Origin of the sequence: Bacillus siamensis KCTC 13613 (assembly GCF_000262045.1) — a bacterium.
GTDB lineage: Bacteria > Bacillota > Bacilli > Bacillales > Bacillaceae > Bacillus > Bacillus siamensis.
In genome coordinates this window covers 119,739-144,277 of the sequence record NZ_AJVF01000041.1, presented here as the reverse complement: position 1 = coordinate 144,277, position 24,539 = coordinate 119,739, and the positions used below count along the sequence as shown (strand labels likewise).

Annotated in this window: 25 protein-coding genes; 5 read left to right on the top strand and 20 right to left on the bottom strand. The window is 47.2% G+C overall.

The features are described from left to right. Positions 1-92: 92 nt before the first annotated feature. A complete protein-coding gene (gene dnaE / locus Y79_RS0116050; protein WP_016938597.1) occupies positions 93-3,431 on the bottom strand; it encodes a DNA polymerase III subunit alpha in 3,339 nt (1,112 codons plus the stop codon). A 143-nt stretch (positions 3,432-3,574) separates the two neighbouring features. Here dnaE and ytrH point away from each other — a divergent pair, with 143 nt between their 5' ends. The 3 genes from ytrH (at position 3,575) to Y79_RS0116035 (ending at position 4,713) form a co-directional block, all read left to right on the top strand. Next, on the top strand, positions 3,575-3,916 hold the full coding sequence (ytrH, locus tag Y79_RS0116045; protein ID WP_016938596.1) for a sporulation membrane protein YtrH: 342 nt from the start codon (positions 3,575-3,577) through the stop codon (positions 3,914-3,916). Further along, a complete protein-coding gene (ytrI, locus tag Y79_RS0116040; RefSeq protein ID WP_016938595.1) occupies positions 3,913-4,416 on the top strand; it encodes a sporulation membrane protein YtrI in 504 nt (167 codons plus the stop codon). The genes ytrH and ytrI overlap by 4 nt, the downstream gene beginning before the upstream one ends. A gap of 105 nt (positions 4,417-4,521) precedes the next feature. After that, positions 4,522-4,713, top strand: a complete 192-nt coding sequence (locus Y79_RS0116035; RefSeq protein WP_013353167.1) for a YtzJ family protein — start codon at positions 4,522-4,524, stop codon at positions 4,711-4,713. 17 nt (positions 4,714-4,730) lie between these two features. Here Y79_RS0116035 and Y79_RS0116030 read toward each other — a convergent pair whose 3' ends face one another. Next, positions 4,731-5,672 (bottom strand): DHH family phosphoesterase, encoded by a 942-nt coding sequence (locus Y79_RS0116030; protein ID WP_016938594.1) that lies wholly within the window; start codon positions 5,670-5,672, stop codon positions 4,731-4,733. A 115-nt stretch (positions 5,673-5,787) separates the two neighbouring features. Here Y79_RS0116030 and Y79_RS0116025 point away from each other — a divergent pair, with 115 nt between their 5' ends. Next, positions 5,788-6,090 carry a YtpI family protein gene (locus tag Y79_RS0116025; RefSeq protein ID WP_003152434.1) on the top strand — a complete coding sequence of 101 codons (303 nt, stop codon included), beginning with the start codon at positions 5,788-5,790 and terminating at the stop codon, positions 6,088-6,090. Positions 6,091-6,118: 28 nt separating this feature from the next. On the opposite strand, the gene Y79_RS0116020 is transcribed toward Y79_RS0116025, so the two are convergent. The 14 genes from Y79_RS0116020 to sppA form a co-directional block, all read right to left on the bottom strand. Then, a complete protein-coding gene (locus Y79_RS0116020) occupies positions 6,119-7,435 on the bottom strand; it encodes a CBS domain-containing protein (RefSeq protein ID WP_016938593.1) in 1,317 nt (438 codons plus the stop codon). Positions 7,436-7,573: 138 nt separating this feature from the next. Continuing rightward, complete coding sequence (locus Y79_RS0116015) at positions 7,574-8,260, bottom strand: metal-dependent hydrolase (RefSeq protein ID WP_016938592.1); 687 nt, start codon at positions 8,258-8,260, stop codon at positions 7,574-7,576. Between the two features lie 60 nt (positions 8,261-8,320). Continuing rightward, a complete protein-coding gene (locus Y79_RS0116010; protein WP_016938591.1) occupies positions 8,321-9,088 on the bottom strand; it encodes an SDR family oxidoreductase in 768 nt (255 codons plus the stop codon). 135 nt (positions 9,089-9,223) lie between these two features. Beyond that, entirely contained in the window at positions 9,224-9,352 is a 129-nt protein-coding gene (locus Y79_RS1000000121850; RefSeq protein WP_014470818.1) for a hypothetical protein, read from the bottom strand. 73 nt (positions 9,353-9,425) lie between these two features. After that, a complete protein-coding gene (gene argH, locus Y79_RS0116000) occupies positions 9,426-10,802 on the bottom strand; it encodes an argininosuccinate lyase (RefSeq protein ID WP_016938590.1) in 1,377 nt (458 codons plus the stop codon). Then, the gene (locus Y79_RS0115995) at positions 10,799-12,010 is read right to left on the bottom strand and encodes an argininosuccinate synthase (RefSeq protein ID WP_016938589.1); all 1,212 of its coding nucleotides are present in this window, start codon (positions 12,008-12,010) and stop codon (positions 10,799-10,801) included. The genes argH and Y79_RS0115995 overlap by 4 nt, the downstream gene beginning before the upstream one ends. 151 nt (positions 12,011-12,161) lie before the next feature. Beyond that, positions 12,162-12,674 (bottom strand): MogA/MoaB family molybdenum cofactor biosynthesis protein, encoded by a 513-nt coding sequence (locus Y79_RS0115990; protein ID WP_016938588.1) that lies wholly within the window; start codon positions 12,672-12,674, stop codon positions 12,162-12,164. A 101-nt stretch (positions 12,675-12,775) separates the two neighbouring features. Next, on the bottom strand, positions 12,776-13,963 hold the full coding sequence (locus tag Y79_RS0115985) for an acetate kinase (RefSeq protein ID WP_016938587.1): 1,188 nt from the start codon (positions 13,961-13,963) through the stop codon (positions 12,776-12,778). A gap of 312 nt (positions 13,964-14,275) precedes the next feature. Next, positions 14,276-15,262, bottom strand: coding sequence for a class I SAM-dependent methyltransferase (locus tag Y79_RS0115975; protein ID WP_016938585.1), 987 nt, complete (start codon positions 15,260-15,262; stop codon positions 14,276-14,278). 61 nt (positions 15,263-15,323) lie between these two features. After that, complete coding sequence (gene tpx, locus Y79_RS0115970; RefSeq protein ID WP_007408050.1) at positions 15,324-15,827, bottom strand: thiol peroxidase; 504 nt, start codon at positions 15,825-15,827, stop codon at positions 15,324-15,326. 114 nt (positions 15,828-15,941) lie between these two features. Continuing rightward, positions 15,942-16,382 (bottom strand): GerW family sporulation protein, encoded by a 441-nt coding sequence (gene ytfJ, locus Y79_RS0115965; RefSeq protein WP_016938584.1) that lies wholly within the window; start codon positions 16,380-16,382, stop codon positions 15,942-15,944. Between the two features lie 12 nt (positions 16,383-16,394). Continuing rightward, complete coding sequence (locus Y79_RS0115960) at positions 16,395-17,084, bottom strand: DUF2953 domain-containing protein (RefSeq protein ID WP_016938583.1); 690 nt, start codon at positions 17,082-17,084, stop codon at positions 16,395-16,397. Between the two features lie 76 nt (positions 17,085-17,160). Next, on the bottom strand, positions 17,161-17,652 hold the full coding sequence (locus Y79_RS0115955) for an RDD family protein (RefSeq protein ID WP_016938582.1): 492 nt from the start codon (positions 17,650-17,652) through the stop codon (positions 17,161-17,163). A 13-nt stretch (positions 17,653-17,665) separates the two neighbouring features. Beyond that, entirely contained in the window at positions 17,666-18,673 is a 1,008-nt protein-coding gene (gene sppA, locus Y79_RS0115950) for a signal peptide peptidase SppA (RefSeq protein ID WP_016938581.1), read from the bottom strand. Between the two features lie 182 nt (positions 18,674-18,855). On the opposite strand from sppA, the gene Y79_RS0115945 reads away from it, so the two are divergent. Further along, positions 18,856-19,662, top strand: a complete 807-nt coding sequence (locus Y79_RS0115945) for an NAD kinase (protein ID WP_016938580.1) — start codon at positions 18,856-18,858, stop codon at positions 19,660-19,662. Between the two features lie 16 nt (positions 19,663-19,678). Here Y79_RS0115945 and Y79_RS0115940 read toward each other — a convergent pair whose 3' ends face one another. The 4 genes from Y79_RS0115940 to thiI all read right to left on the bottom strand — a co-directional run bounded on the left by Y79_RS0115940 (position 19,679) and on the right by thiI (position 24,539). Continuing rightward, positions 19,679-21,274, bottom strand: coding sequence for an amidohydrolase (locus Y79_RS0115940; protein WP_016938579.1), 1,596 nt, complete (start codon positions 21,272-21,274; stop codon positions 19,679-19,681). A gap of 22 nt (positions 21,275-21,296) precedes the next feature. Then, positions 21,297-22,883, bottom strand: coding sequence for an acyl-CoA synthetase MbcS (gene mbcS / locus Y79_RS0115935; protein ID WP_016938578.1), 1,587 nt, complete (start codon positions 22,881-22,883; stop codon positions 21,297-21,299). Between the two features lie 148 nt (positions 22,884-23,031). Then, positions 23,032-23,253: an alpha/beta-type small acid-soluble spore protein gene (locus Y79_RS0115930; protein WP_007408043.1), complete on the bottom strand. Its 222-nt coding sequence runs from the start codon at positions 23,251-23,253 to the stop codon at positions 23,032-23,034. Between the two features lie 80 nt (positions 23,254-23,333). Beyond that, positions 23,334-24,539, bottom strand: a complete 1,206-nt coding sequence (thiI, locus tag Y79_RS0115925) for a tRNA uracil 4-sulfurtransferase ThiI (protein ID WP_016938577.1) — start codon at positions 24,537-24,539, stop codon at positions 23,334-23,336.

The window sequence follows — 24,539 nt, the reverse complement described above, 5'->3', positions numbered from 1 at the left end:
CTGGTACAATCTCTGGAGGTGGAAAATTTCAGAATCTTTAAATAAGATAGCACAATTGTTTCAATTGTATAACAAAACCATTGTTGTTACCACTATTTTAACACGACGTTTTCGCGGCCCAGCAGCTCTTTTAAACGGTACAACGCCTGATGGTCCGCCTGAATATGAAAGGTGTCGGGCAGCCTGATGGTCTGCTTGTCTTTTTCATAATACAGATAAACGCCGGTTTCCCCTTTATGCTCCAGTAAAATACGCTTCATCTTTTCCAAAAACTCCTGATTGTGCCGGCTGCCTTCGATTTTGATGTAAACAGACGGCGCTCTGTCTGTCTCCGTCTCCTCAAGGAGAGAGGCGGATGACATGATGAATTGGGTCTTCTCCTGCCGCTCTTCCATTTTTCCGGCGGCGAATAAAAGCGCGCCTTCTTTTAACAGCGGAGACAGCCTTCTGTATTGGTCAGGAAACACGACGGCTTCCATTTCTCCCGTTTCGTCGCTTAATGTGAGAAACGCCATATGCTGACCTGTCTTTGTCCGAATCGTTTTGATGCCTGCGAGCAAAGCGCCGATCGACAGCTGCCCCTTAGGCGCCTGACGCGCTTTTGCGATCGCTTGCGCACCCCGTTTTTTCAAGAGATCCCTGAAAGCGGACAAAGGATGGCTTGAGAAATAAACACCGAGAGCTTCTTTTTCAAACCGAAGCTTGTCCACGAGCGGAAATTCCTCAGCCTCGACATATTTTGGCTTAATGGAAAACGATTCTTCCAAAAACAATCCCATTTGGTCATCGTCTGCACGAAAAAGTTCAGCGTGCTCTAAAGCGACATCAACGGAGGCCAGCAAGGAGGCGCGGTTTTGATTGAATTCGTCCATGGCGCCAGAAAATATAAGGGCTTCGATTGTTTTCCGATTCACGCTTTTTGCAGGTACGCGAAAGCAGAAATCGAAAAGATCCTCGAACGGTTTATGTGTTCTTGCTTTATAAATATCTTTCACTGCCGAGACGCCTACGTTTTTCACGGCCCGCAAACTGTATCTGACGGCTCCGTTTTCCGGCGCAAACGGAAAACCGCTCTTGTTTATTGACGGCGGAAGAACTTGGATCCCGCTCCCCTTCGCTTCATGCAGATATTGCGATATTTTGTCCTCATTGCCGATGACGCTCGTCAAAAGACCGCACATAAAATATAAAGGATAGTGCGCTTTTAAATAGGCGAGCTGATAGCCGATCATGCTGTATGCGACAGCATGGCTTCTGTTAAATCCGTAGTTGGCGAATTTGACAATCAGATCGTAGACCTCGTTTGCAGTGACTACAGAATACTCCTTTTTTAAGCACCCTTCAACAAAATGGCTTCGCTCTCTGTCCAGAATGTCCTTTTGCTTTTTACTGACAGCCCGTCTGAGCAGATCCGCTTCACCTAATGAAAACCCTGCCATCCGCGAAGCGATCATCATAATCTGCTCCTGATAGACGATGACGCCATACGTGTCACTGAGAATATTTCTTACATCCTCATGCGGCACTTCCACACGCGCCCGCCCATGCTTCCGATCAATAAATAATGGAATATTTTCCATCGGTCCCGGTCTGTAAAGCGCATTCACCGCGACAATGTCTTCAAGCCTCGACGGCTTCAAACGCTTCAGCACGCTTCTCATTCCTGATGATTCCAGCTGAAAAATGCCCGTCGTATCGCCGTCTGACAATAGGGAGAACGTTTTTTCATCCTGGTAAGAAATCTCAGAAAAATCAATTTTCGTATTCGTCTCTTTTTCAATCATCGTTTTAATGGATTCAATAAGCGTCAGGTTGCGCAAACCTAAAAAGTCCATTTTCAAAAGACCCAGATCTTCCAAGTGATCCATCGCATACTGCGTTAAATACACGCCGTCATGCCCTTCTTGAAGAGGGACAACTTCAGAAAGCGGATCTTTACTGAGAACAACGCCGGCCGCGTGTGTTGACGTATGCCTCGGAAGACCTTCAATTTTTCTGGCGACCTGAAACACTTTATGAAGAACGGCGGATTCAGACAGCCGCCTGTTCAGCTGAGCGGACTGCCGCCTCGCTTCCTCAAGCGTCATTCCCGGCTTTGACGGAATCAGGCGGGCAAGCTGGTCAGCTTCTTTCGGACTGATTCCGAACACTCTCCCGGTGTCTCTTAACGCCGCCTTTGCGGCCAATGTTCCGAAGGTGATAATCTGAGCGACGTGCATGGCCCCGTACTTATTTTGTACATACTGAATGACCTCATCCCTTCTCGTATCTGGGAAATCGATATCAATATCGGGCATGCTGATCCTCTCCGGATTAAGAAACCTTTCAAACAGCAGAGAATGTTTCAGCGGATCCACGTCTGTAATGAAAAGAGAGTAAGCGACAAGCGAGCCTGCCGCAGATCCTCTTCCCGGGCCTGTCACAATGCCCTTTTCATGCGCGTACTTCATAAAGTCCCATACGATGAGAAAATAATCACTGAATTTCATGCGCCTGATGACGTCCAGCTCATATTCAAGCCGGCGGACGGCGCGCTCATCAGGAGTGCCGAAACGGAGACGCAGCCCCTCGTGACAGACTTCCGCCAAATAATCATCGGCTGATTTGCCGTCCGGCGCCGGAAAAGACGGAAGGCGTGTCTGTCCGAGGCTGACATCGACCCGGCATTGCCCGGCGATACGCGCGGATGCTTCAATCGCTTCCGGATGCTGCGTGTAAAGCTCCGCCATCTCTTCAGGCGGCCTCAAGTGTAAATCCGGCAGATTCCCGCTCTGATCCTCCCATTTCTCACCGGCTTTAATGGCGCACAGACAGCGGTACGCATCTTGATCTTCTTTCTTGATATAACGGACATCCCCCGCAGCGCAGACTGGGATTTCCGTCTCGGCTGACAGGCGGAGAATATCTTCCGATAACGTCTCATGACCTTTGAACGGCTGGTATCCTAAATAAAAACGGTCTTCTCCGAACAGTTCCCGGAATCCTTCGGCAGCTTTGACCGCTTCTTCAAATTTCCCGGCTTGCAGCAGACTTTCAATGTACCCGTTTTCACCGGGTGTAATGGCGATCAGCCCCTCATGATAGCTCTTCATCCATTTTCGCTTCATGCCGCCCTTTGCTATGGATTGCAGCGCACTTGAGATTTTCAGCAGGTTCTGATAACCGGTATTTGTCTCCGCCAAAAGAACAAGCGGGCGTGCTTCAAGTTCCGTTTCGTCCGTGTATATAGAAGCCGTCAGACCGATAATCGGCTTTATTCCGTTTGACTTGCATGCTTTATAAAACTCAATGGCGCCGTACAGCACATTTTCGTCCGTCAGCGCCAATGAAGAATAACCGAGCTCCTTCGCTTGTGTAACAAGATCTTTTACAGAAGCGGCGCTGTTTAACAGGCTGTAGCCGCTATGCACTTGCAGATGAACAAAAGACAATGCCGCCACTCCTTTCCGTATACGTTCATTTTGCCTTTCTACATTATAAGACGGGTTTTCTTAAGAAACAAATGTTCTTTTTTGACTCATCATCATACTTGTCCGCTTCGCTCAATATGATAGAAAAGTGAGGTGGTGTATATATGGATCAGGAAGCCGGTTTTATGGCGAATTTTATCAGCAGTTATTTTATTGCCCTCGGCGTTTTGCTCGGCGGAGCGCTCATCGGCGGCGTCGGAGCTTATTTATCAGGCGAGCCTCCGCTTACGGCGATTACAAAATTGGCGAACAGGCTGAAGATCTGGGCGCTTGTCGCGGCTATCGGAGGAACATTTGACGCCGTATACAGTTTTGAGCGGGGGCTGTTTGAAGGCAACACGCGCGACATCTTCAAACAGCTTCTATTAATTATTTCAGCGATGGGCGGCGCGCAGACCGGCTGGCTGATTGTGTCATGGCTGGCTCAGGAGAATATGCCTTCATGAGAATTCCCGAGTATTATAAAAAACCGGGATGGCAGCGTTTTTTTGCGGGAATGATGTGCGGAGCAATCGTCAGCTGGCTGTTCTTTCTGTTTACATACGGAACGTTTCAGGAAGAACAGGTGACGTTAATTGAAAAACAGCGGGAGCACGCACGGGATTTGAAAAACCAGATCTCCATCTATCAGAAAGATCTTCATAAATTAAATGAGGATAATAAACAAAGACTGCTTATCCAAAGTGTTGATGTGAAGCTGATCAATGGGGAAAAATACAGAATCGCCCAGCCTGATAAGATGAAATTTGAAGAACAGGTGAAAGATGATATTTCTGAAGTCATCACAAAGGATATTGAGAGCGTGTATAAAACAAAGGAGCTTTTAAAACGGACGATTGAAAACAAGGTGTACACCATAAATGAAAAGGAATATAAAGCTCAAGTAAAGGAACTGACGATTTATACGAGATTGTCTGTCGAAATTCATATTTCTTTTGCGACGTAATTATGTCATTTTTAAAAAATTTCCATAGATCTGTCGCTTTTTTCTCCGCTTTTTTATAAACTGTAAATGAGACATTTTCAATGATTCTGAAGGGAGGAAGGGAAAATGGAGGTTTTTAGTGAACGCCGCCTGGCAAAAGATCATGCAGACCGAATCAGAAAAGGCTATTCCGCATATGCAGAAACAGACACACTCGCTTCCCTCATAAAAAAAGAACTCCAAATCTGTAATCTCCGCGTCTACGAAGACCTGACTGAATTCGGCTGCTGGTTCATCCCCGTGACAGATGAACACTAAGAAAGAGGGTCTCCCCTCTACTTGTGTTCGTTACATATCTCTTCAAGATCAGCAAGAATCGGACCGGTTTCATCCCAGCTGAAGATGGATGCGCCGGCTGCAAGCGGATGTCCGCCGCCATTGTATTTCCGGGCAATTCCGTTGATGACCGGGCCTTTTGAACGGAACCGGACTCTGATTTGGTCGTCTTCTTCTACGAAAAACACCCAAGCGCGAATACCGGAAATATTTCCGAGTGTTCCGACGAGCTGCGACGCTTCAGAAGCGGTGGTTCCATATGTCTCCAAAATGTCTTTTTTAATGAAAACGGAAGCGACGCCGTTTTCAGACAATGACACATTTTGATAAATAAAGCCATTCAGCTTCACCACATTTAATTTCGTTTCATACAATTGATTAAACAGCTCTGACGATGAAAATGGGAACTCAATGAGCTCTCCCGCGTATTTTAATGTCTTTTTTGTGGTGTTCGGGAATAAGAAGCGTCCCGTATCACCGACGATACCCGCGTAGATCAGCTCAGCTGCTTTCGTATTCAGCTTCCAGCCGTGCTGCTTTCCTTCCAGGTACAGCTCATAGATCATTTCGCTTACGGAGCTTGCATTCGTATCGACCCATAACAGATCGCCATACGGATCTTCATTTGGATGGTGGTCTATTTTCATGAGCTTTGCGCCGGAATGGTAGCGCTGATCGTCGATCCGTGCTTGGTTTGCGGTGTCGCACACGATGACAAGAGCATCTTTGTAGGTTTCGTCACCCACCTCATCGAGGGAATATAAGAAAGACAGGGACGGCTCAGGCTGTCCGACGGCAAAAATATTTTTTTCGGGATACGTTTCCCGCAGGATTTCCGTAAGGCCGCACTGTGATCCGTAAGCGTCCGGGTCAGGCCTCACATGTCTATGTAAGATAATGGTGTCATATAATGATATGGTTCTGATCAATTCGGATTTCATCGTTTTCTCCTTTTGTTTTTATTCATTTAATCATACTCTTTATCCATGGAAAAGGAAAATCTTTCAGCAACGGTATAAACGGTTTTGCAAACTCATATAATGGAGGATTTCATTTATGCTGGTTTTTGTTTTTCTCATCGGGCTTTCTGCCTGCTTTTACGTGTATTACAAAGTAAAAGGCATCCAGACGAAACGGGCGCTGGAGAAGGAATGTTTTTCGGCTAAATCAAGTATGGCGTTAGGCGCGCTGGTGCTTTTGTATGGAGTAAACCAAATGATTCTGTTTCACTCCGTCCTGACCCTCGTCATCGGCGGCGTCTTCATTTTAATCGGAGCAGGCAGCGCATGGGCCGGGTATAAAGCCTATAAGCATTATGAACCCATCCATGCAAAAGAAGCGGAGAGAGACCACGCATAATGAATGTCAAGGGACCGAGATGCGTCCCTTAACTTCTCTCCATCAGCTGCACCATGAGCATCGCTTTTGAAACGATGCCGCTTTGGCTTGACACTTCCACTTCCATTTTCCCGAATTTCCGGCCCGCTTCTAAAATGCGCGGCTTCACTTCAATGACCGATTCCATCTGAACGGGCTTTAAGAAGAAAATCGTAATGCTTTCAATGACCAGCTCGCCGCGTTTGCGGGACCGTAAAAATCGGCTGGCGGCCTGAGTTAAAATCGTCGTAAACACCCCGTAAGAAATCGTCCCGAGCTGATTGGTCATCTGCGGCGTGACTTCATATTGATAGACGGCCGGCGTTTTGTCATCTTCCTCTTCTTTAAATCCCCTTGAAACGATATCATCCAGCTTTTCCCCGACCTGAGGCTGCTTTTGAATCATTTGCAGCGCTTTTAAGACGTCCTGACGGCTGATCATGCCGATCAGTCTGTGGTTCCCGTCTGTCACCGGGAGCACTTCGATTCCTTCCCAAACCATCATTTGAGCCGCTGAGGCGACAGACGTTTTCCCGATGACCGTGACAGGGTTTTTGGTCATTACTTTTTCAATCGGGACTGACCGGTCATGTCCAGCGATATCTTTCGGTGTGAGAATCCCGTGGATTTTCATCTGCCGGTCGATAACCGGAAAGCGGCCGTGTCCGGTTTCATCGTTTTTTTCGTACCATTTCTCCAGCTTATCTTTAGGAGACAGGGTCACTGTCCGATCGGCGGGAGTCAAAATGTCCTCCACGAGCACAATCTCTTTTTTTATGAGCTGATCATAGATCGCCCGGTTGATCATCGCGGCTACCGTAAAGGTATCATAGCTTGTGGAGAGAATCGGAAGCTCAAGCATATCGGCCAGCTCGATAATGCTGTCGTCGGTATTAAATCCTCCGGTTACCAAAACAGCCGCGCCCGCTTCAAGCGCCTGGCGGTGGGCATTGATTCTGTTTCCGACGATTAACAGGTTCCCAGCCGCCGTATAACGCATCATCGCGTCAAGCTCCATCGCGCCGATCACAAACTTATTCAGCGTTTTATGCAGACCGGCTTTTCCGCCGAGCACCTGGCCATCTATCACATTGACAACCTCGGCATATGTCAGCTTTTCAATATTTTCCTTTTTCTTCTGTTCAATCCGGATGGTCCCCACACGTTCAATAGTGGAAACGAACCCTTTATTTTCGGCTTCCTTAATGGCTCTGTAAGCCGTTCCCTCACTGACTTTCATTTCTTTCGCAATTCTTCTGACCGAAATTTTTTCACCGACAGGAAGCGAATCTATGTACGATAGGATTTGTTCATGCTTTGTTGCCAAACGTTTCACCTCTAAGGACAGTCTTCTGCTTTTATTATAAGGGCACGGGGGATTCATTCGCAATGAGACGCCCGAAAAAAGGCGTCATCACAAAAAGACCTTCTGAACGTTTGGTTCAGAAGGTCTTTGACACATATGTCAGGCAAGCTCAATGGTCTCGCCGACCGCCATGACTTTACCGACGCCTCCGGGCAGACTTTCAGCGAAAGCGTCAGGGTCCTGTTCAATGACAGGGAATGTATTGTAATGAACGGGAACGACCTGTTTCGCTCTCAGCCATTCAGCCGCGAGTTTTGCATCTTCAGGCCCCATGGTGAAGTTATCACCGATCGGCAGAAACGCCAGGTCAATGTGATTCAGTTCCCCGATCAGTTTCATATCTGAGAACAGCGCCGTGTCGCCGGCGTGGAAAATCGTTTTGCCGTCAATCGTTAATAAAATCCCGGCCGGCATCCCCGTGTATGTGATGGTTTTGTTTTCTTCATCAGTGACCGCCGATCCGTGGAACGCCTGTGTCAGTTTCACTTTGCCGAAATCAAATTGGCGCGCCCCGCCGATATGCATCGGGTGGACGTTTAACCCTTTAAAGCCGAGATAAACGGCCAGCTCGTTCGGCGCAATAACGAGTGCGTCGTTTTGTTTGGCGATCTGCTCTGTATCTCCGACATGGTCATTGTGTCCGTGAGTAAGCAGAATGACGTCCGCTTTCACTTCTTCCGGCTTCAGATTGGTCAGACTGTTTCCGGTTAGGAACGGATCGAAAATAATGTTATGGGTTTTCGTTTCCACTTGAATAACAGAATGTCCGTGATAAGTCACTTTCATCGTTTTCACCTCATAAAAAATTAATATTTATCAAGTTCCCTTTTTGACAAACGAAAAAACTTACAGGGATTGATGCCTGTTAATCACATTCAGCCCGCCTGTTGCTTCTATGACCGTTCCAGTGACAAGATCGGAATCCTCTTCACATAAGAAGGCGATGATTCTTGCAATGTCTTCTCCGGTTCCGGACCTCCCGATCGGCGTGTTTTCTTTCCCGATTTTCCGTCTTGCTTCTTCTATAGACGCTTCTTTCATATCTCCTACAATATCACCCGGGCAGACCATGTTGGCCGTAATGCCTGATTCGGCTTCTTCAATTGCAATGGTTTTCGTTAACGAAGCCAATCCGACTTTAGCCGCCCCGAAAGCGGAACGGTGAAGCCAGCCGGGGGCATGATCTGCGCCTTGGAAGCCGTATGTAATAATCCTGCCGAAGCGCTGCTGTCTCATTACCGGGATAACCGCTTTAAACAGATGGAAAACGGCGCTTAAATTCCCTTCAAGCATGCCATACCATTCGTCATCGGAGTAATCGGCAAGCTTTTTGCGCTCAAATATGTACGGCCCGGCGTTGTTAATCAGTATGTCAATTCTTCCAAACCGCTGAAGGGCTGCATCGGCGATCCGCATGAGATCTTCTTTTCGGGTTACATCGCCCTTAACGAATTGCAATCTGTCATGGCACCGGGGATAATCAGCCTTCAGACAAGCGACGGCTTCTTCGTCCTGTCTGTAATTCACTGTGACCGAAAAACCTTTTTCCAGCAGCATTTCAGTCACTTTTCGGCCCAATCCCTTCGTTCCGGCAGTGATTAGAGCATGTCGCACATTGAATACCCTCCCCAAGCAACGTTGCCGCTTCAATAAAATAAAGTCGTTTCTCCCTCTACTTTACTATAAACAAGCGGCAATATCACTTTTTTGCACTTCATCCGCACGAAAAAAGCCGTCTTTACAGACAGCTTAATTTTCTGAAGGGGCTGAGGCTTCCTCCAGACCGACATAACCGCTTTGGTATGCCTCTGAGATGAGCCGGGCCGTTTCTTCACTTTCTTTTTCATCATAGATGTAACGGTCTTGTTCTTTGCGCATTCCTTCTACCTCCCATCATTATAGATGTAGCGTGTCTGATATGACGGGAAAATATGAAGGAAATTTTAGCAAATTAAACGCCGGCGCAGGCTTTTGCTTTTATGAGCGCCTGTTTTACCTGCTGAAAGCCCGTTCCGCCGGCGCTCATTCTTTTTTCAACCGCATGGTGCGGATCAAGCACGGTATAAATATCTTCTTCAAAGAGACTGCTGGCTTGAAGGAATTCTTCAAATGCCATATCACTTAAATAGATTCCTTTTTCAATGCAGCTGTACACAAGCTTGCCGACCACTTCGTGCGCTTCTCTGAACGGCATGCCTTTTTTGGCTAAATAATCGGCAAGTTCCGTCGCGTTTGAAAAATCTTGTTTTGTCGCCTGTTTCATGATGTCTTTGTTTACGGTCATTGTTTCAATCATGCCCGTAAAAATCTGAAGGCTTCCTTCAACGGTTTTCACCGTGTCAAACATACCTTCTTTATCTTCCTGAAGGTCTTTGTTGTATGCGAGCGGGAGCCCTTTCATAATCGTGAAAAGCCCCATCATATCACCGTATACGCGTCCGGTTTTTCCGCGGATCAGCTCCGCCATGTCCGGGTTTTTCTTCTGCGGCATCATGCTGCTTCCCGTTGCGTACGTATCATCCAATTCAATGAATCTGAATTCCTGCGAGCACCATAGAATGATTTCTTCCGAGAAGCGTGAAAGGTGCATCATCAGCATACTGCTGCTGCTTAAAAACTCGAGAATAAAATCTCTGTCGCTGACCCCGTCAAGACTGTTCTCATAAATGGAGTCAAAACCGAGCAGCTCCGCCGAATAGCTGCGGTCTATCGGAAACGTCGTTCCGGCAAGCGCCCCGCATCCGAGAGGCGATATGTTAATCCGCTTCAGCGCGTCACGGAAACGCTCTTTATCCCGTTCAAGCATCCAAAAATAGGCGAGCAGATGGTGGGCGAAAGAAATCGGCTGGGCCCGCTGCAAATGGGTGTACCCCGGCAGAATGGTCTCGACATTGGCCTCTGCTTTTTCGATCAGCGCTTTTTGGAACTGTTCAATCAGCCCGATGATATGGGAGACATGATCTTTCAAATATAGATGCATGTCTGTCGCCACTTGGTCGTTCCGGCTTCTGCCTGTATGGAGCTTTCCGCCGAGCGGTCCGATTTCTTCAATCAGCATTTTTTCAATGTTCAAATGAATATCTTCATAATCAACAGAGAATTCAAGCGTTCCTTCCTCTGCTTTTTGCAGGAGGGTCTGCAGTCCTTGACGGATGGCGCCTTCTTCTTCCTCCGTCAGAATGCCGCATTTTTTCAGCATTGCCGCATGAGCGAGAGACCCTGTAATATCCTCTTTGACTAAGTTTTGGTCGAATGTGATGGATGCGCCGAACTCATCGACCCACTTTTCCGGTGTTTTTTGAAAACGGCCTCCCCAAAGCTTCTTCATGCTTCAATCTGCTCCTTCTTTTTCACAATGCTGTTTACTTTTGTCGGCAGTCCCCAAAGCTCGATAAAGCCGATTGCCGCATGATGGTCAAACGCATCGTCTTTTGTATATGTCGCCAGTTTTTCATCGTAGAGAGAATATTCCGACTTGCGTCCTTCTACAATGGCATGGCCTTTAAACAGCTTGACGCGCACAACGCCGGTGACGTGCTTTTGGGTTTCTTTCAGGAATGCAAGCAGCGCGTCTTTTAACGGTGAGAACCATAAACCGTTATAGATGATTTCAGACAGTTTTTGTTCAATTGCCGGCTTGAAGTGAGCCACTTCTTTCACTAAAGTCAGATCCTCAAGCTCTTTGTGAGCCGTAATCAAAGTCATTGCGCCCGGGCATTCATAAACTTCACGGGACTTAATGCCGACCAGGCGGTTTTCGACATGGTCAATCCGGCCGATGCCGTGTTTTCCGGCAGTCTCGTTCAGCTTGAGAATTAAATCAGCAAGCGGGTAGGATACACCGTCGATTGAAACCGGCACACCGGCTTCAAATGCGATTTCGATGATTTCAGGAACGTCCGGCGTATTTTCAAGAGATGCTGTCAAGTCATATGCCCCTTCAGGCGGCGCCGCCCACGGGTCTTCTAATATACCGCATTCATTGGCGCGGCCCCACAGATTCTGGTCGATGGAATAAGGGCTGTCAAGATTGATCGGAATCGGTATGCCGCGGCTTGCAGCGTATTCAATTTCTTCTTCACGCGACCATTGCCACTCACGGACCGGAGCGATGACCTCCAGATCAGGGTTTAATGATTTAATGGATACTTCAAAACGAACCTGATCATTGCCTTTTCCTGTACAGCCGTGCGCCACGGCCACTGCGTTTTCCTTTTCTGCAACTTCAACGAGTTTTTTCGCGATTAACGGACGGGACAGTGCAGATACGAGCGGATACTTGCCTTCATACATTGTATGAGCCTGCATAGAAATAAGCGCGTACTCTTGGGCGAATTCTTCTTTTGCATCAATCACGTACGAATTTACGGCGCCTACTTCCAGCGCTTTTTGCTGAACGAATGCCAAATCCTTTCCTTCCCCTACGTCTAAGCAGCATGCAATAACATCGTATCCCTGTTCTTGCAGCCATTTTATCGCTACAGAAGTATCAAGACCTCCTGAGTATGCCAATACAACTTTTTTCTGTTCTGCCATGTTAAAAGCTCCCCTTGTATAAAAATTAGTTTTAATTAATAAAAATGCATTTTGTATGTATACACTGTAACAAGTAAATTCTGTTTTTTCAAGCTTTTTATAAAAAAAACTCCACCCAATTTTTTGAGCGGAGCAAAGCCTTTTTATACATTTATAAGTCTTTTCGGATCTCCCGGAGCACATGGGGCAGTTCAGGAATAATCAGTTTCTTCATGGCAAGCTTGACGGCGCCTGAGGAACCCGGTGTGCAGAAGACTGCGGTATTTTGGATCACGCCCGCTGCTGCTCTGGACAAAATGGCGGCGGAACCGATGTCCTCCGTATAGCTCAGCATGCGGAACAGCTCGCCGAATCCCGGGAGCTCTTTTGAAAACAGCGGCGTGACCGCTTCAATGGTGACATCCCTTTCGGCAATGCCCGTCCCTCCGTTTAACAGCACCGCATCCGTATATTCATCCATACAGCCGGATAAAACGGCTTTCTGCAATTCACCTTTCTCATCTTTTACGATGTCATAAGCGATCGTCTCAAATCCCGCTTCCCTGATGAAATCCATCATGACGCGCCCGCTTTTATCGGTTTCTTTCGTTCTCGTGTCGCTGACTGTGATCACTTTGCAGCGCACCGCTGACGGGGCCTCCTGTTTATGTTCATGCACACTCATTGTTTCACCTCATCATTTATGTACTAAGCATATCGTAACGTTTGGCGCTTCGGCATTCAATAGAAAAGCACATCCCTAAAGGATGTGCTTTTTGTCGATCATTATTGTGCAAGGCGGACAACGTCGCGCGCGATCATGACCTCTTCATCAGTCGGAATGATGATGACTTTGACAGGAGAGTGCGGGTAGCTGATAAACGCTTCCTCGCCGCGCACGTTGTTCAGTGCAGGATCCCAATAAACGCCCATGAATTCTAAGCCGCGAAGCACGCGTTCTCTGACTTCAACGCTGTTTTCACCGATACCGGCAGTGAAAATAATCGCGTCAACGCCGCTCATTCTCGCAGCGTAAGAACCGATGTATTTATGGATTCTGCTTGCGAACACTTCAAGCGCCGTTTCCGCTCTTTCGTTGCCTTCTTTTGAAGCTTCCACGATATCGCGAAGGTCACTTGAGAAACCGGATATGCCAAGCAGTCCGCTCTTTTTATTTAATGTATTTAATACTTCATCAGCCGTCTGATTCGTTTTTTCCATAATGTACGGAATCAAGGCAGGGTCGATGTTCCCTGAACGCGTTCCCATCGCAACACCCGCAAGCGGTGTGAAGCCCATTGACGTATCAATTGATTTTCCGCCTTCGACGGCTGCGATACTTGCTCCGTTACCCAGGTGGCAGGAAATCAGGCGCAAGTCTTCAAGCGGACGGCCGAGAAGCTCAGCTGCGCGCTGTGTCACGTATTTATGAGATGTGCCGTGGAAACCGTATTTGCGGATGCCGTATTTCTCGTAGTATTCATACGGAAGGCTGTACAAGTAAGATTGCTCAGGCATCGTTTGGTGGAACGCCGAATCAAATACTGCAACCGCAGGTACATCCGGAAGCACTTCTTTAAAGGCTTTAATGCCGACGATGTGAGCCGGGTTGTGAAGCGGCGCAAGTTCTGAAATCTCTTCAATCTCACGGATTGTTTCATCCGTAAGCAAAACAGAATCGCTGAATTTTTCTCCGCCGTGAACAACACGGTGGCCGATTCCGTCAATTTCATTTAAATCCTTTATAATACCGAATTCAGTCAGCTTGTGAAGCAGCATCTTCACCGCGACCGCATGATCCGGAATATCTGTCACTTCTGTATTTTTTTCGCCGTTAACAGAGATTGTGAAAACGCTGTCGGCGATACCGATTCGTTCTACTAAACCTTTTGTTAGCACCTTTTCTGAAGGCATTTCGAATAGCTGAAATTTTAAAGATGAGCTTCCTGCGTTAATTGCAATAATTTTAGACATAAATGACGCTCCTATCAAAATTCTTCTTCGTTTGTTTCGTTCTTTTTTCCCAGACCGTAACTGCAGTCCAAAAAATATCTGACTTTTCCATTTAAACATTGTCAACTCAGCATTTCAAGTCAACATCCATATTGGTACCGCTTACAAAATGAAGTCGTTATTTTCTGATAAATCCGCACTGTGCCAAATGGACGGCTCGGTCTTACGGAATGTTATGTTCTTTCCTTAAGTTGTGTCAGCAGCCTGATATCCATTCATTTTCAAAAGCAAAAAGCAGTGCGGGATTTTGCGTCCCCCCCTGCTTTTTCGCCATTATTTTTCTTTTTGAATCCATTGATCCAATTTTGCCATCATCTCCCGCATCGCCTGCTGGTTCGCGAAGGAAGGAAGATTGGCCAGAAGCGTTTGTTTCGGCGGCTTTGCGCCTTCGCCTTTTTTCTGCAAAATTAAAATGCTCTTTGCCTGCGCTTCGTCTTTAAACAGAGTAGCCGGCAGCTGAAGAAGGGCGTTGATATACACTTTTTCCGCAAAAAACCGCTTCAGTTTATCGCTTTGGGCGCTGTCAAATAGATGGTTCGGAATCATAAAAAATAAGTATCCTCCCGGTTTTGTATGCTTGACGCTCTGCTCAATGAATAAGTGGTGGGCAAATGAGTGGCCTTCATCCGCTTTCAGCTCAAACGCTTCTGCGCCTTCGTCATTCGGATAATAGCCGACCGGCAAATCGCAGAGGACCGCATCAGCCGGTTCGATAAATAACGGCTGAAGACTGTCCTGGCAGAACAGCTCCATTTCTTTTTCCTGCAGATTCGCCTGGGCATAAGCGATCTTCAGAAGGACATCATCAATTTCAATGCCGAAGCTTTTTGCCGCTTTGTCAGAAAGCTGGTTTGCCGCGGTCAATAGAAGGTTTCCGGTGCCGCAGGCGGGGTCCAGCAATGTCAGGCCTTTTTGGCCGCCCGTAAATTTATTCACGAGGTAACTGATGAAAAGGCCGATCGTATCAGGCGTCATCTGTCTGTTCGGATGGGATTTATCTTTCAATCCTTTTAAAATGGCGAGCTGGAACGCCTTGCGGATCCATTCAGGCTCCCATTGTTTGAAGTCTGCTTTCGCAAGCAGGCTTTTAAGCTGTTCGGTTTGTTTTTCATGAAGCCGAAGCTGTTCGGCCGTTTCGAGAAAATACATCTCTCCCGCTTCCGCAAGCCCCTCAATATAAGACAGCTGAAGGCCTTCTGCTATTATTTGGGCGGCTTCATCTAAAAGTTCATAAATCTGACCGACATGGTCGTGTTGCATGCTGTTTCCTCCTTGCCATGAAAAGAGCTCCGCGGCAGCACCCGGAGCTCTTTTTCTCTCTTTACTTGATTAACGCTTTTGCAGCTTCGATAGGCTTTTCATAATTCGGGTGGTTTGTCGCTTCGCTTACGTATTCCGCATAAACGACTTTTCCGTCCTGATCAAGAACGAATACGGAACGCGCCAAAAGACGAAGTTCTTTGATGTAAACACCGAATGCTTCACCAAATGACATCTCTTTATGATCCGATAATGTTTCAACTTTGTCGATTCCGTTCGCTCCGCACCAGCGCGCTTGTGCAAACGGGAGATCGGCGCTGATTGTATAAACGTTCACATCGCCGAGTTTTGCTGCTTCTTCGTTGAAGCGGCGCGTCTGCGCGTCACATACGCCCGTGTCAATGGAAGGAATAACGGATATGATCGTTACTTTCCCTTTCATATCTGCTAATGTCTTCTCTTCTAATCCGTTTGTCAAAACCGTGAAGTCAGGAGCTTGGTCACCCGGTTTCACTTCTTGTCCGATCAGCGTCACGGCTCCGCCTTTAAATGTAATCTCAGCCATTCTGATTCCTCCCTTATCTATGTATAGCTCTATCATAGTCGAGTTTTATGCAAACTGCAAAGGTTATGCCGCATCGTAAAAAAAGCTAACTGCGGGCGGCAGTTAACTTTTCTGTTATAAATCAATATCCGTTCTTTTTTGGTTCCGGCCTTTTTCATTTTTTTTAAACATATGCTGGATGCGTTCAATCGTTTGAGGCGCGGAGTCTAACAGTTTATCAATCAAATGGGTGTTCTCGTCTAAATGAAGCATACGCACGCCGTTTGTTCCGACAATCAGAAACGCAATCGGCGTAATGGATACTCCGCCGCCGCTTCCGCCGCCGAACGGGAGCTTCTGCTCTTTTCTTTCGTCGTCCTCGGTTCTTTTTTCAGCCGGTTTTGCTCCAAACTCGCTTCCGCCCGCCGCAAATCCGAAGCCGACCTTTGAAACCGTTAAGATTACGCTGCCGTCAGGCGTTTCAACCGGATCACCGATGATTGTATTCACGTCGATCATTTCTTTCAAATTTTCCATAGCGGTTTTCATTAAACCTTGAATGGGATGGTCTGCCATGTGCGCTCCTCCTTAAACTGATGAATCATTCTTTGAAGCAGCCGGAACCGGCTGTTTCTTTCGTATGATAGAAAGTCCGTTCCGCCCGTATTTGAGCAATTTGAAAGCTGCACCTATAAGATGTCCAAAACGAAAAAAGAATATACACTGCAAATGCGTCTTGGATGCAGGCACTTGAAAAGACGGAATGACTTCGCACACCGGTTTATGTATAAAACGCAGATGGTCATACAGCAACGCCGTAATGCCTCCCTTTACGGCCCACAAGCCGCCGGCGGCGATTCCCGTAACGGCGGCGTCCTTTATTCCGATAACCGTCACCCATTCGAACTTCGTCACGCGGACTCCCGCAAGAAATGAGGCGCCGATTTGACGCATTCTGACGACCTGCTGCAGAATCATTTCTATTCTGTGAATGGTCTGTTTGACATCTTCATATGTGATTTTTTTCTTCTCTTTTTGCTGACCCTTTATTTTAGATTTTGTGTCTTGCTTGACATCAATTGACGCATCTTCGCTGTTTACTTTAATAACGGGCAGCGTTTTTTTAAAACGGATCAGCCCGTATAAGGCAGAGAGTTTAAACGTCATTTTGTCGTTATCTTTATCATGCAGATATTCGAAAGTCAGATGGATTTTCATCCTCATGAGCAGCCAGAACAAAATGAGAATGAGAATAACAGCTGCTGCGGCATATCCCATAAGCTTCACTTCCTTAGCTGCATTATCGCCAAAACAAAAAAAAATAAACCCGGATGTTTATCCGGGTTTATTGCTTTTATTTGCGGTACAGTGCTTCGTGAATCACCGTTGTGTCGGCAATAAGATCATGAATTCCCTGCTTCTTAGGCGTAAACGCAATGACAATATAAAGAATCCAGATTTTATCGATATAACGCCCCACTGCTTCCCTGAAAATGACGGTGCCCCATGTCAGCGGTTTTCCGGGCGTCAAAGAAGTGACTTTTAACCCGAAGACCATTTTGCCGAGTGTCTGATGAAACCATTTTGTCATGAACACAAAATAGGCGAGGTAGACGATCAAAGTTGTGACGGAATAGGCTGAGATTGTAAACATTCCGCTTGTTTTCGGTAAATTCATCAGTGTGAACACCGGTGAAACGATGATATGGTTAAGCCCCCAGATCACCAGCCAATCGAGAAGAAACGCCCAAAACCGGATCCAAAAGCCCGCGTAAGCCGGGTCGAGCGTCCCGTGTTGCTCGGCTTCCTCTTCTTTGCCGTGAAAGCCTTCGTAAGTTGCGTCCATTCTTTCTTCCCCCCTACTTTGCATAGAGATACATCATCCGCGGCGAACCGGATTGCGAAATGAGCTCTTTCATATTCAGAAAATCAATTTCGCTTTTAAACATTTTCGCTGCGCTCATGGAAAAGAGCGAGCCTAATCCGAATCCTTCCTCGTACGTGATGACTGAAGCGTTTTTCATATTTTTATGGTCCTTTTTCATCGCGCTGATCGTATCATCGTAAAAACCGAGATCATCAACGAGGCCGATTTTTTTCGCTTGTCTGCCGTCGTAAACACGGCCGTCGGCAATTTTTTTCACATCCGCTTTTGACATGTGCCGGCCTTTTGAAATGACATTGACAAATCCTTCATAAGAATCATTGACCATCGTCTGCATGATCTTTCTTTCTTCTTTCGTCATGTCGCGGGTCGGTGACATGATGTCTTTATGCGCGCCGCTTTTGATGGTTTCAAACTTGATGCCGAGTTCATCAGCGAGCTTAGAATAATTGACGCTTTCCATGATGACGCCGAGTGAGCCGGTGAGCGTTTCCGGTGAAGCATAGATTTTATCAGCGGCCGTTGAGATGTAGTAGCCTCCCGATGCCGCCATGGAGCCCATGGATACATAAATCGGTTTCTTCGTTTCTTTCTTTAGTTCTTCCAGTTTTTTATGTATTTCCGCGCTTTCGTACACGCCTCCGCCTGGGGAATTGATTTTCAGGACAATTCCTTTGACGCTTTTATCTTCTTTCGCACGCTCTATTTGTTTTAAAAATGATCTGTGATCATACCCGCCTGAGCTGAGCAGGCCTGCGGACTCCCCGTTATCCTCAATCGTGCCGTCCACTTCAAGCACGGCGATTTTACTGCCGGGACTTCCCTTATCAAGCGTCACTTCCTCTGTGTCATCTGTCAGGGATGCAAAGTCAGACCCTGTATCTCCGACATTTTTCAGCACCCCGACAGTCACACTTGCAATGACTGATACGCCGAAAATGCCGATGGCGATGACGAGCGCAATCCATCTTTTTGCATTCATTTGTTCTGCCTCCTTTTCTGTCACTATTCGTACGTTTTCCTGGAAAAAAAGATTCACTTTTTTCATGAAGCGCTTTCACTTAACGGATAAACAGGAAACATGTTACACTATTGCCACAGGTATTTTAACACAATATCTGATGGGAGAAAAACGTAAATATGACAGCAAAGGGGAATGGAGATATGACCGATCTTCGCCGCAATGTTTATTTTTTTCACAAACAAGACAACGAAACAAAAGAACAAGTCAGCTCTCTGAAGCAGCTTGCCAAATCGCACGGTTTTACAGTTGCGGCCCAACCGGAGGATGCCGGGATTATCGCCAGCATCGGCAGCGACGGCTCATTTCTGCAGGCCGTCAGAAAAACCGGATTCCGTGATGACTGCCTGTATGTCGGCATCGCTAAAAAAGGAAAAGCCCATTTGTACTGTGATTTTCACAGCGATGAGCCTGAAAAAATGGCGGACAGCATGACCGCGGAACAGCTTGAGGTCAGAAAATACCCGCTCATTCACGTAACAGTGGACGGCAGCAATCATTTTCACTGTTTAAACGAGGTTTCCATCCGTTCAAGCATTATTAAAACGTTTGTGATGGATGTGTTAATTGATGATCTGCACTTTGAGACCTTCAGGGGCGACGGCATGATCATTTCCACCCCGACAGGCAGCACCGCCTACAATAAATCCGTTTCAGGCGCTGTTGTTGACCCTTTGATTTCCTGCATGCAGGTATCCGAACTGGCCTCTTTGAATAACAACACATACCGCACCCTCGGATCTTCGTTTATTTTAAGCGCGGACCGGAAGCTGACACTGCAGGTGGTGCAGGACGGCAATGAGCATCCGATTATCGGACTTGATAATGAAGCGCTCAGCACGAGAAATGTCAAAAAGGTTGAGATTACACTATCCGATAAAAAAATCAAAACGGTCAAACTGAAGGACAACTCTTTCTGGGAAAAAGTAAAGCGCTCATTTTTATCATAAAAAAAGAGGACGGGCATTAACGCCTGTCCTCTTTTTCATATACGATACGGCCGCCGACGGCGGTTTTGACAGCTTCCAATTCATGAAGCTTTTTCGGGTCCGTTTTAAACGGATCGCCGCTGAGAACGGTAAAGTCGGCATCATAGCCGGAAGCTATCCGTCCGCGGCTATGTTCTTTATGGATGATTGCCGCGCTTCCCTCCGTGTAAAGCTGAATGGCTTCGTACACGGTCAGGCACTCTTTTTCATAATAGGCCGGACCTTCCGGGTGCTGCTTGCTTGTACGGAGCACAGCCGATTGAATGCCCAGAATGGGATCTGCCGGTTCTATCGGGGCATCTGAACCTCCGGCGCACAGCAGCCCTTTCGACAGCAGGGTTTTCCAGGCAAAAGCGGTTTTCATCCGCTCTTCTCCGAGCCTGTCAATCACCCACGGAAAATCACTGGCCACAAAATGCGGCTGAAGATCAAGGCCGATCGGAAGCCGGGCGGCTCTTTCCATCAAACCGTGATCTAATACTTGCGCATGAATGAGCCTGTCTAGCTGACCGGGCTTTGCCGGGTATCTTTCGATCACATCGAGCACCTTTTCAAATGCAAGGTCGCCAATCGCGTGCACGGCGATCTCCATCCCTTTCTCTCTCGCTTTATAAACAAGAGCGGCAAGGGTTTCGTCATCGTGCACCTGAACGCCGGAAACAGACGGATCATCATGATAAGGCTTTTTCAACAGGGCCGTTCTGCCGCCGAGCGCGCCGTCTGCGAAGATTTTCATCGCTCCGTATTCCAGATAAGGCCCTGTCCTTTTGTCCAGAGCGCTCCACCTGTCGACGGCTTCGTGATGAACAAGCAGATGTGCCCGAAAAGGGAACAGGCCGCTGCCTGTTAACGACTCGTACGCGGCAACGGGAACGGACGCGTCTCCGTAGTATGCCAGATCCTCGGAATGCCCGCCGGTCAGGCCTTTTGACCAGCAGTCCGTGATTGCCGTTTGAAGAGCGCGTTTGACATAGTAAAGCGAGACGGGCGGAAGAGCCTGAGTCACAAGCTCTTGGGCTTTATCCAGCAGAAGGCCTGTCGGACCGACGCTGTCCCGGACGATAATCCCGCCGTTTGGATCAGGTGTATCGTTTGTAATCCCCGCCGCGCGCAATGCGGCCGAATTGACTGCAGCGGCGTGCCTGCATACCCGCTTCAGCAGGACGGGGCGATCGGGAAAGAGCGGGTCAAGGTCATGCTTCGTTACATAAACCGGCTGTTCAAACAGATTTTCATCCCAGCCTTCGCCGATCAGCCATTCGCCATCTTCCAATTCACGCTCTGCTTCTTTTGCAGCCTGCAGTATCGCTTCTTTTGACTTCAGCTGTGACAAATCAAGGCGGAGCTGTTTCTCACCGTGTCCGATCAAATGCATATGACTGTCTGTAAAACCAGGAAACATGACAGCCCCATGTAAGTCGATTTCCTCCGTATCAGGCGAACCGTATGTCTCGCGGAGCTCCTGAAAGCTGCCCGTCTGTCTGATGATGCCGTCTTCGGTATAGACGGCTTCAGTGACATGGTTCTCGTCAAGCATTGTATAGATGGTGCCGCCGTGCCAAATCGCTTTCATCCCCGCTCACCCTTTTTCTGTATTAAGCTTTTTTATCCGCCTTCAGCCGTTCTTCACGCTGTCTCAGCTCCACCCGTCTGATTTTTGCGGATGCCGTTTTCGGCAGGCTTTCGACAAATTCAATTTCTCTCGGATATTTATAAGGCGCCGTAATCGTTTTTACGTGGTTTTGCAGTTCTTTAACAAGTTCGTCACTGCGCTTCTCATCGTTTTGTAAAACGACATAAGCTTTTACGATTGAACCTCTGATTTCATCCGGGCTCGCCACGACGGCGCATTCTTTCACTTCCGGATGCTTCACGAGCGCATCTTCCACTTCAAAAGGCCCGATTGTATATCCGGAGCTGACGATAATGTCATCATTGCGGCTTTCAAACCAAAAGTAGCCGTCCTCGTCTTTTTTCGCGCGGTCGCCTGTCAAAAAGTAATCTCCGCGAATCTGCTTCTTCGTTCTTTCAGGGTCTTTATAATATTCCTTGAATAAGGCCGGTGTGCTCAAGTGCACGGCGATATCGCCCGTTTCGCCTATTTCACATATTTCGCCTTCATCGTTTATAATTTCTACTTGATTTCCCGGTGTCGGTTTCCCCATGCTTCCGGGCTTAATGTCCATATTCTTCAGGACGCCGACTAACAGAGTGCTCTCCGTTTGGCCGTAGCCGTCTCTCACTTTAATGCCGAAATGTTTCTGGAAGATGTCAATGACTTCCCGGTTTAAAGGTTCACCCGCAGAAACTGCGCTGTGAAGGGCAGAAAGGTCATACTTGTCCAATTCCTCCACCTTGGCCATCAGGCGGTATTCAGTCGGCGTACAGCAGAAGACATTGATCTGATGGCGCTCAAGCATCTCCAGATACGTCTTGGCGTCGAATCTGCCGTGATAAATAAATCCTGTTGCGCCGCTTCCCAGAACGGCAAGCAGCGGGCTCCATACCCATTTCTGCCAGCCGGGCGCCGCGGTGGCCCAGACTGTATCGTCTTCAGAAATATCCAGCCATGCACCGGCGGATGTTTTTAAATGGGCAAAAGCCCAGCCATGTGTATGTACAACGCCTTTAGGCTGGCCGGTCGTTCCTGAAGTATAGGATAAAAACGCCATGTCCTCTCTAGTTGTATCAGCGGTTTGAAAACTGTCTCCGTCCGCTTCAATCGTTAAGAGGTTTTTCCAGCCGGCATCATTTTCACCAATGGCCAATGTCACGAGCTGATCGGTTTTCACCTCATCAAACGCGTTTATAAATGAAGGATAAACGATAACGCCTTTCACTTCGGCGTGTTTAATGCGGTAGTCCAAATCTTTGGCGCGAAGCATCTCCGAGCAAGGAATGACGACCATCCCCGCTTTTAAGATCGCTAAATACACAGCATACGCTTCAAGCACTCTCGGAACCATGACAATCAGCTTATCGCCTTTTTCAAATCCGAGACCTTTCAGGCGGGCTCCGATTTTATTCGTTTCTTCCATCAGTTTTTCATATGTCCAGACTTTCTTGCTGCCTGTTTGATCTTCCCAAATAAGCGCGTTCTTCTCTTTGGAACGGCTGAACTTTTCGATTTCATTTACTAGGTTATAGTTCTTTGGGGCGATTAAATCTTCTCGTTTTAACACGAACAACTCCTCACTTTCTTTCCCTATTATACATAAACATAGGACGTAACAATAAAGATATGCATAAATTGCTTCATGCCTTCTAGCTTTATTCATGAAAAAAGAGCGGGGAATTCCCCGCTCTCTTAGCCATTATGTGAAGTTGTGATTAAAACTGCTGCTGGCTGCTTCCGCCCATGCTTTGCTGAGCAAAAGAAACAAGACGTTTTGTGATTTCTCCACCGACAGAACCGTTGGCGCGAGAAGTTGTTTCCGGTCCAAGGTTTACACCGAATTCAGAAGCGATTTCATACTTCATTTGGTCGATAGCTTGTGCAGCTCCTGGCACTAAAAGCTGGTTGCTGTTTCCGCTGTTTGATTGTTGTGACATGTGTATCACCTCCTTGTGAGTATAGAATGTGATAAAACACATGTCCTCATTCAAAAAAACTTTGGTAATTGTATACAGTTCTAAAACAGGCCGGCAAATTTATCGTGAGCTTCTTGTTCCGAGTAAACAGTAATAGTTTCAATACCGGCTGCCGCCTCTGCAATCAGCGGTTCAAAATCAACAAAGCTTTCGAAATGCTCGATTTTTTCTTTTTTCGGGCGTGTTTTCGGACTTGGCGGCGTAAAGATGGTGCAGCAGTCCTCAAACGGCTGAATGCTTGTTTCATAAGTGCCGATTTCTTTTGATTTCTCGATGATTTCTGTTTTGTCCATTCCGATCAAAGGACGCAAAATCGGCGTTGCCGTAACGGCATTGATCGCATACATGCTCTCAAGCGTCTGGCTTGCCACTTGGCCGAGGCTTTCCCCCGTAATGATCGCGAGAGCTTTTCGTTCTTCTCTGATTCTGTCCGCGATTTGCAGCATGAGACGCCGCGTCGCCGTCATCGTATAGTTTTCCGGAATTTGTTTTTGGATGAGCTCCTGCGTCTTTGTAAACGGTACGATATGAAGCGTCATACTGCCTCCGAACTTTGCGAGGCATCCCGCGAGGTCCATAACCTTTTGCTTTGCCCGTTCGCTCGTATACGGCGGACTGAAGAAGTGCACGGCCTCCACTGATAATCCCCGTTTCATCGCGTAAAATCCGGCGACCGGACTGTCAAAACCGCCGGAAAGCATCAGCATCGCTTTACCCGCAGAACCGACGGGAAGGCCTCCTGCGCCTTTTTCATTACGAATGGTCAGGAATGTGGCTTCCTCCCTGATTTCAATCCGAAGCGGAATATCAGGATTTTTCACATCGACGGTTAATCCATCCGTGTTTTTCAAAATATGGCCGCCGATCTCAGCGTTCATTGCGTTCGTATCTAATTCAAACTGCTTGTAAGCCCGTTTGGTCTCGACCTTAAACGTATTCCCCGGTTTATATTGGCCTTCCATCGCGGCTAATGCCGTTTTTTTAATCTCTTCAAGCTTGCTTTCGCATTTAATGGCGAGACTGAAGCTTTGAATGCCGAATATATTCTTTAATAAGGAACAAATTTCCTCCGGGTTTTCTCCATTAAGTGTAATTGACATCCGATCCCGGTTTGAAAAGTATTTTACCTTTTTATAATCCTTTAATACCAGGCGGATATTCTGTTTTAATCTCTCAATAAAACTGCGTCTGTTTTTTCCTTTTGTGGATATTTCACCAAAACGGATTAAAATATGATCGTAATTCAT

Excerpts from the sequence above, each read along its gene's own strand:
- ytrH (WP_016938596.1), top strand. The coding sequence starts at position 3,575 with ATGGATCAGGAAGCCGGTTTTATGGCGAATTTTATCAGCAGTTATTTT.
- ytrI (WP_016938595.1), top strand. The coding sequence starts at position 3,913 with ATGAGAATTCCCGAGTATTATAAAAAACCGGGATGGCAGCGTTTTTTT.
- Y79_RS0116035 (WP_013353167.1), top strand. The coding sequence starts at position 4,522 with ATGGAGGTTTTTAGTGAACGCCGCCTGGCAAAAGATCATGCAGACCGA.
- Y79_RS0116030 (WP_016938594.1), bottom strand. The coding sequence starts at position 5,672 with ATGAAATCCGAATTGATCAGAACCATATCATTATATGACACCATTATC.
- Y79_RS0116025 (WP_003152434.1), top strand. The coding sequence starts at position 5,788 with ATGCTGGTTTTTGTTTTTCTCATCGGGCTTTCTGCCTGCTTTTACGTG.
- Y79_RS0116015 (WP_016938592.1), bottom strand. The coding sequence starts at position 8,260 with ATGAAAGTGACTTATCACGGACATTCTGTTATTCAAGTGGAAACGAAA.
- Y79_RS1000000121850 (WP_014470818.1), bottom strand. The coding sequence starts at position 9,352 with ATGCGCAAAGAACAAGACCGTTACATCTATGATGAAAAAGAAAGTGAA.
- argH (WP_016938590.1), bottom strand. The coding sequence starts at position 10,802 with ATGAAGAAGCTTTGGGGAGGCCGTTTTCAAAAAACACCGGAAAAGTGG.
- Y79_RS0115995 (WP_016938589.1), bottom strand. The coding sequence starts at position 12,010 with ATGGCAGAACAGAAAAAAGTTGTATTGGCATACTCAGGAGGTCTTGAT.
- Y79_RS0115990 (WP_016938588.1), bottom strand. The coding sequence starts at position 12,674 with ATGAGTGTGCATGAACATAAACAGGAGGCCCCGTCAGCGGTGCGCTGC.
- Y79_RS0115985 (WP_016938587.1), bottom strand. The coding sequence starts at position 13,963 with ATGTCTAAAATTATTGCAATTAACGCAGGAAGCTCATCTTTAAAATTT.
- Y79_RS0115975 (WP_016938585.1), bottom strand. The coding sequence starts at position 15,262 with ATGCAACACGACCATGTCGGTCAGATTTATGAACTTTTAGATGAAGCC.
- tpx (WP_007408050.1), bottom strand. The coding sequence starts at position 15,827 with ATGGCTGAGATTACATTTAAAGGCGGAGCCGTGACGCTGATCGGACAA.
- ytfJ (WP_016938584.1), bottom strand. The coding sequence starts at position 16,382 with ATGGCAGACCATCCCATTCAAGGTTTAATGAAAACCGCTATGGAAAAT.
- Y79_RS0115960 (WP_016938583.1), bottom strand. The coding sequence starts at position 17,084 with ATGGGATATGCCGCAGCAGCTGTTATTCTCATTCTCATTTTGTTCTGG.
- Y79_RS0115955 (WP_016938582.1), bottom strand. The coding sequence starts at position 17,652 with ATGGACGCAACTTACGAAGGCTTTCACGGCAAAGAAGAGGAAGCCGAG.
- sppA (WP_016938581.1), bottom strand. The coding sequence starts at position 18,673 with ATGAATGCAAAAAGATGGATTGCGCTCGTCATCGCCATCGGCATTTTC.
- Y79_RS0115945 (WP_016938580.1), top strand. The coding sequence starts at position 18,856 with ATGACCGATCTTCGCCGCAATGTTTATTTTTTTCACAAACAAGACAAC.
- Y79_RS0115940 (WP_016938579.1), bottom strand. The coding sequence starts at position 21,274 with ATGAAAGCGATTTGGCACGGCGGCACCATCTATACAATGCTTGACGAG.
- Y79_RS0115930 (WP_007408043.1), bottom strand. The coding sequence starts at position 23,253 with ATGTCACAACAATCAAACAGCGGAAACAGCAACCAGCTTTTAGTGCCA.
- thiI (WP_016938577.1), bottom strand. The coding sequence starts at position 24,539 with ATGAATTACGATCATATTTTAATCCGTTTTGGTGAAATATCCACAAAA.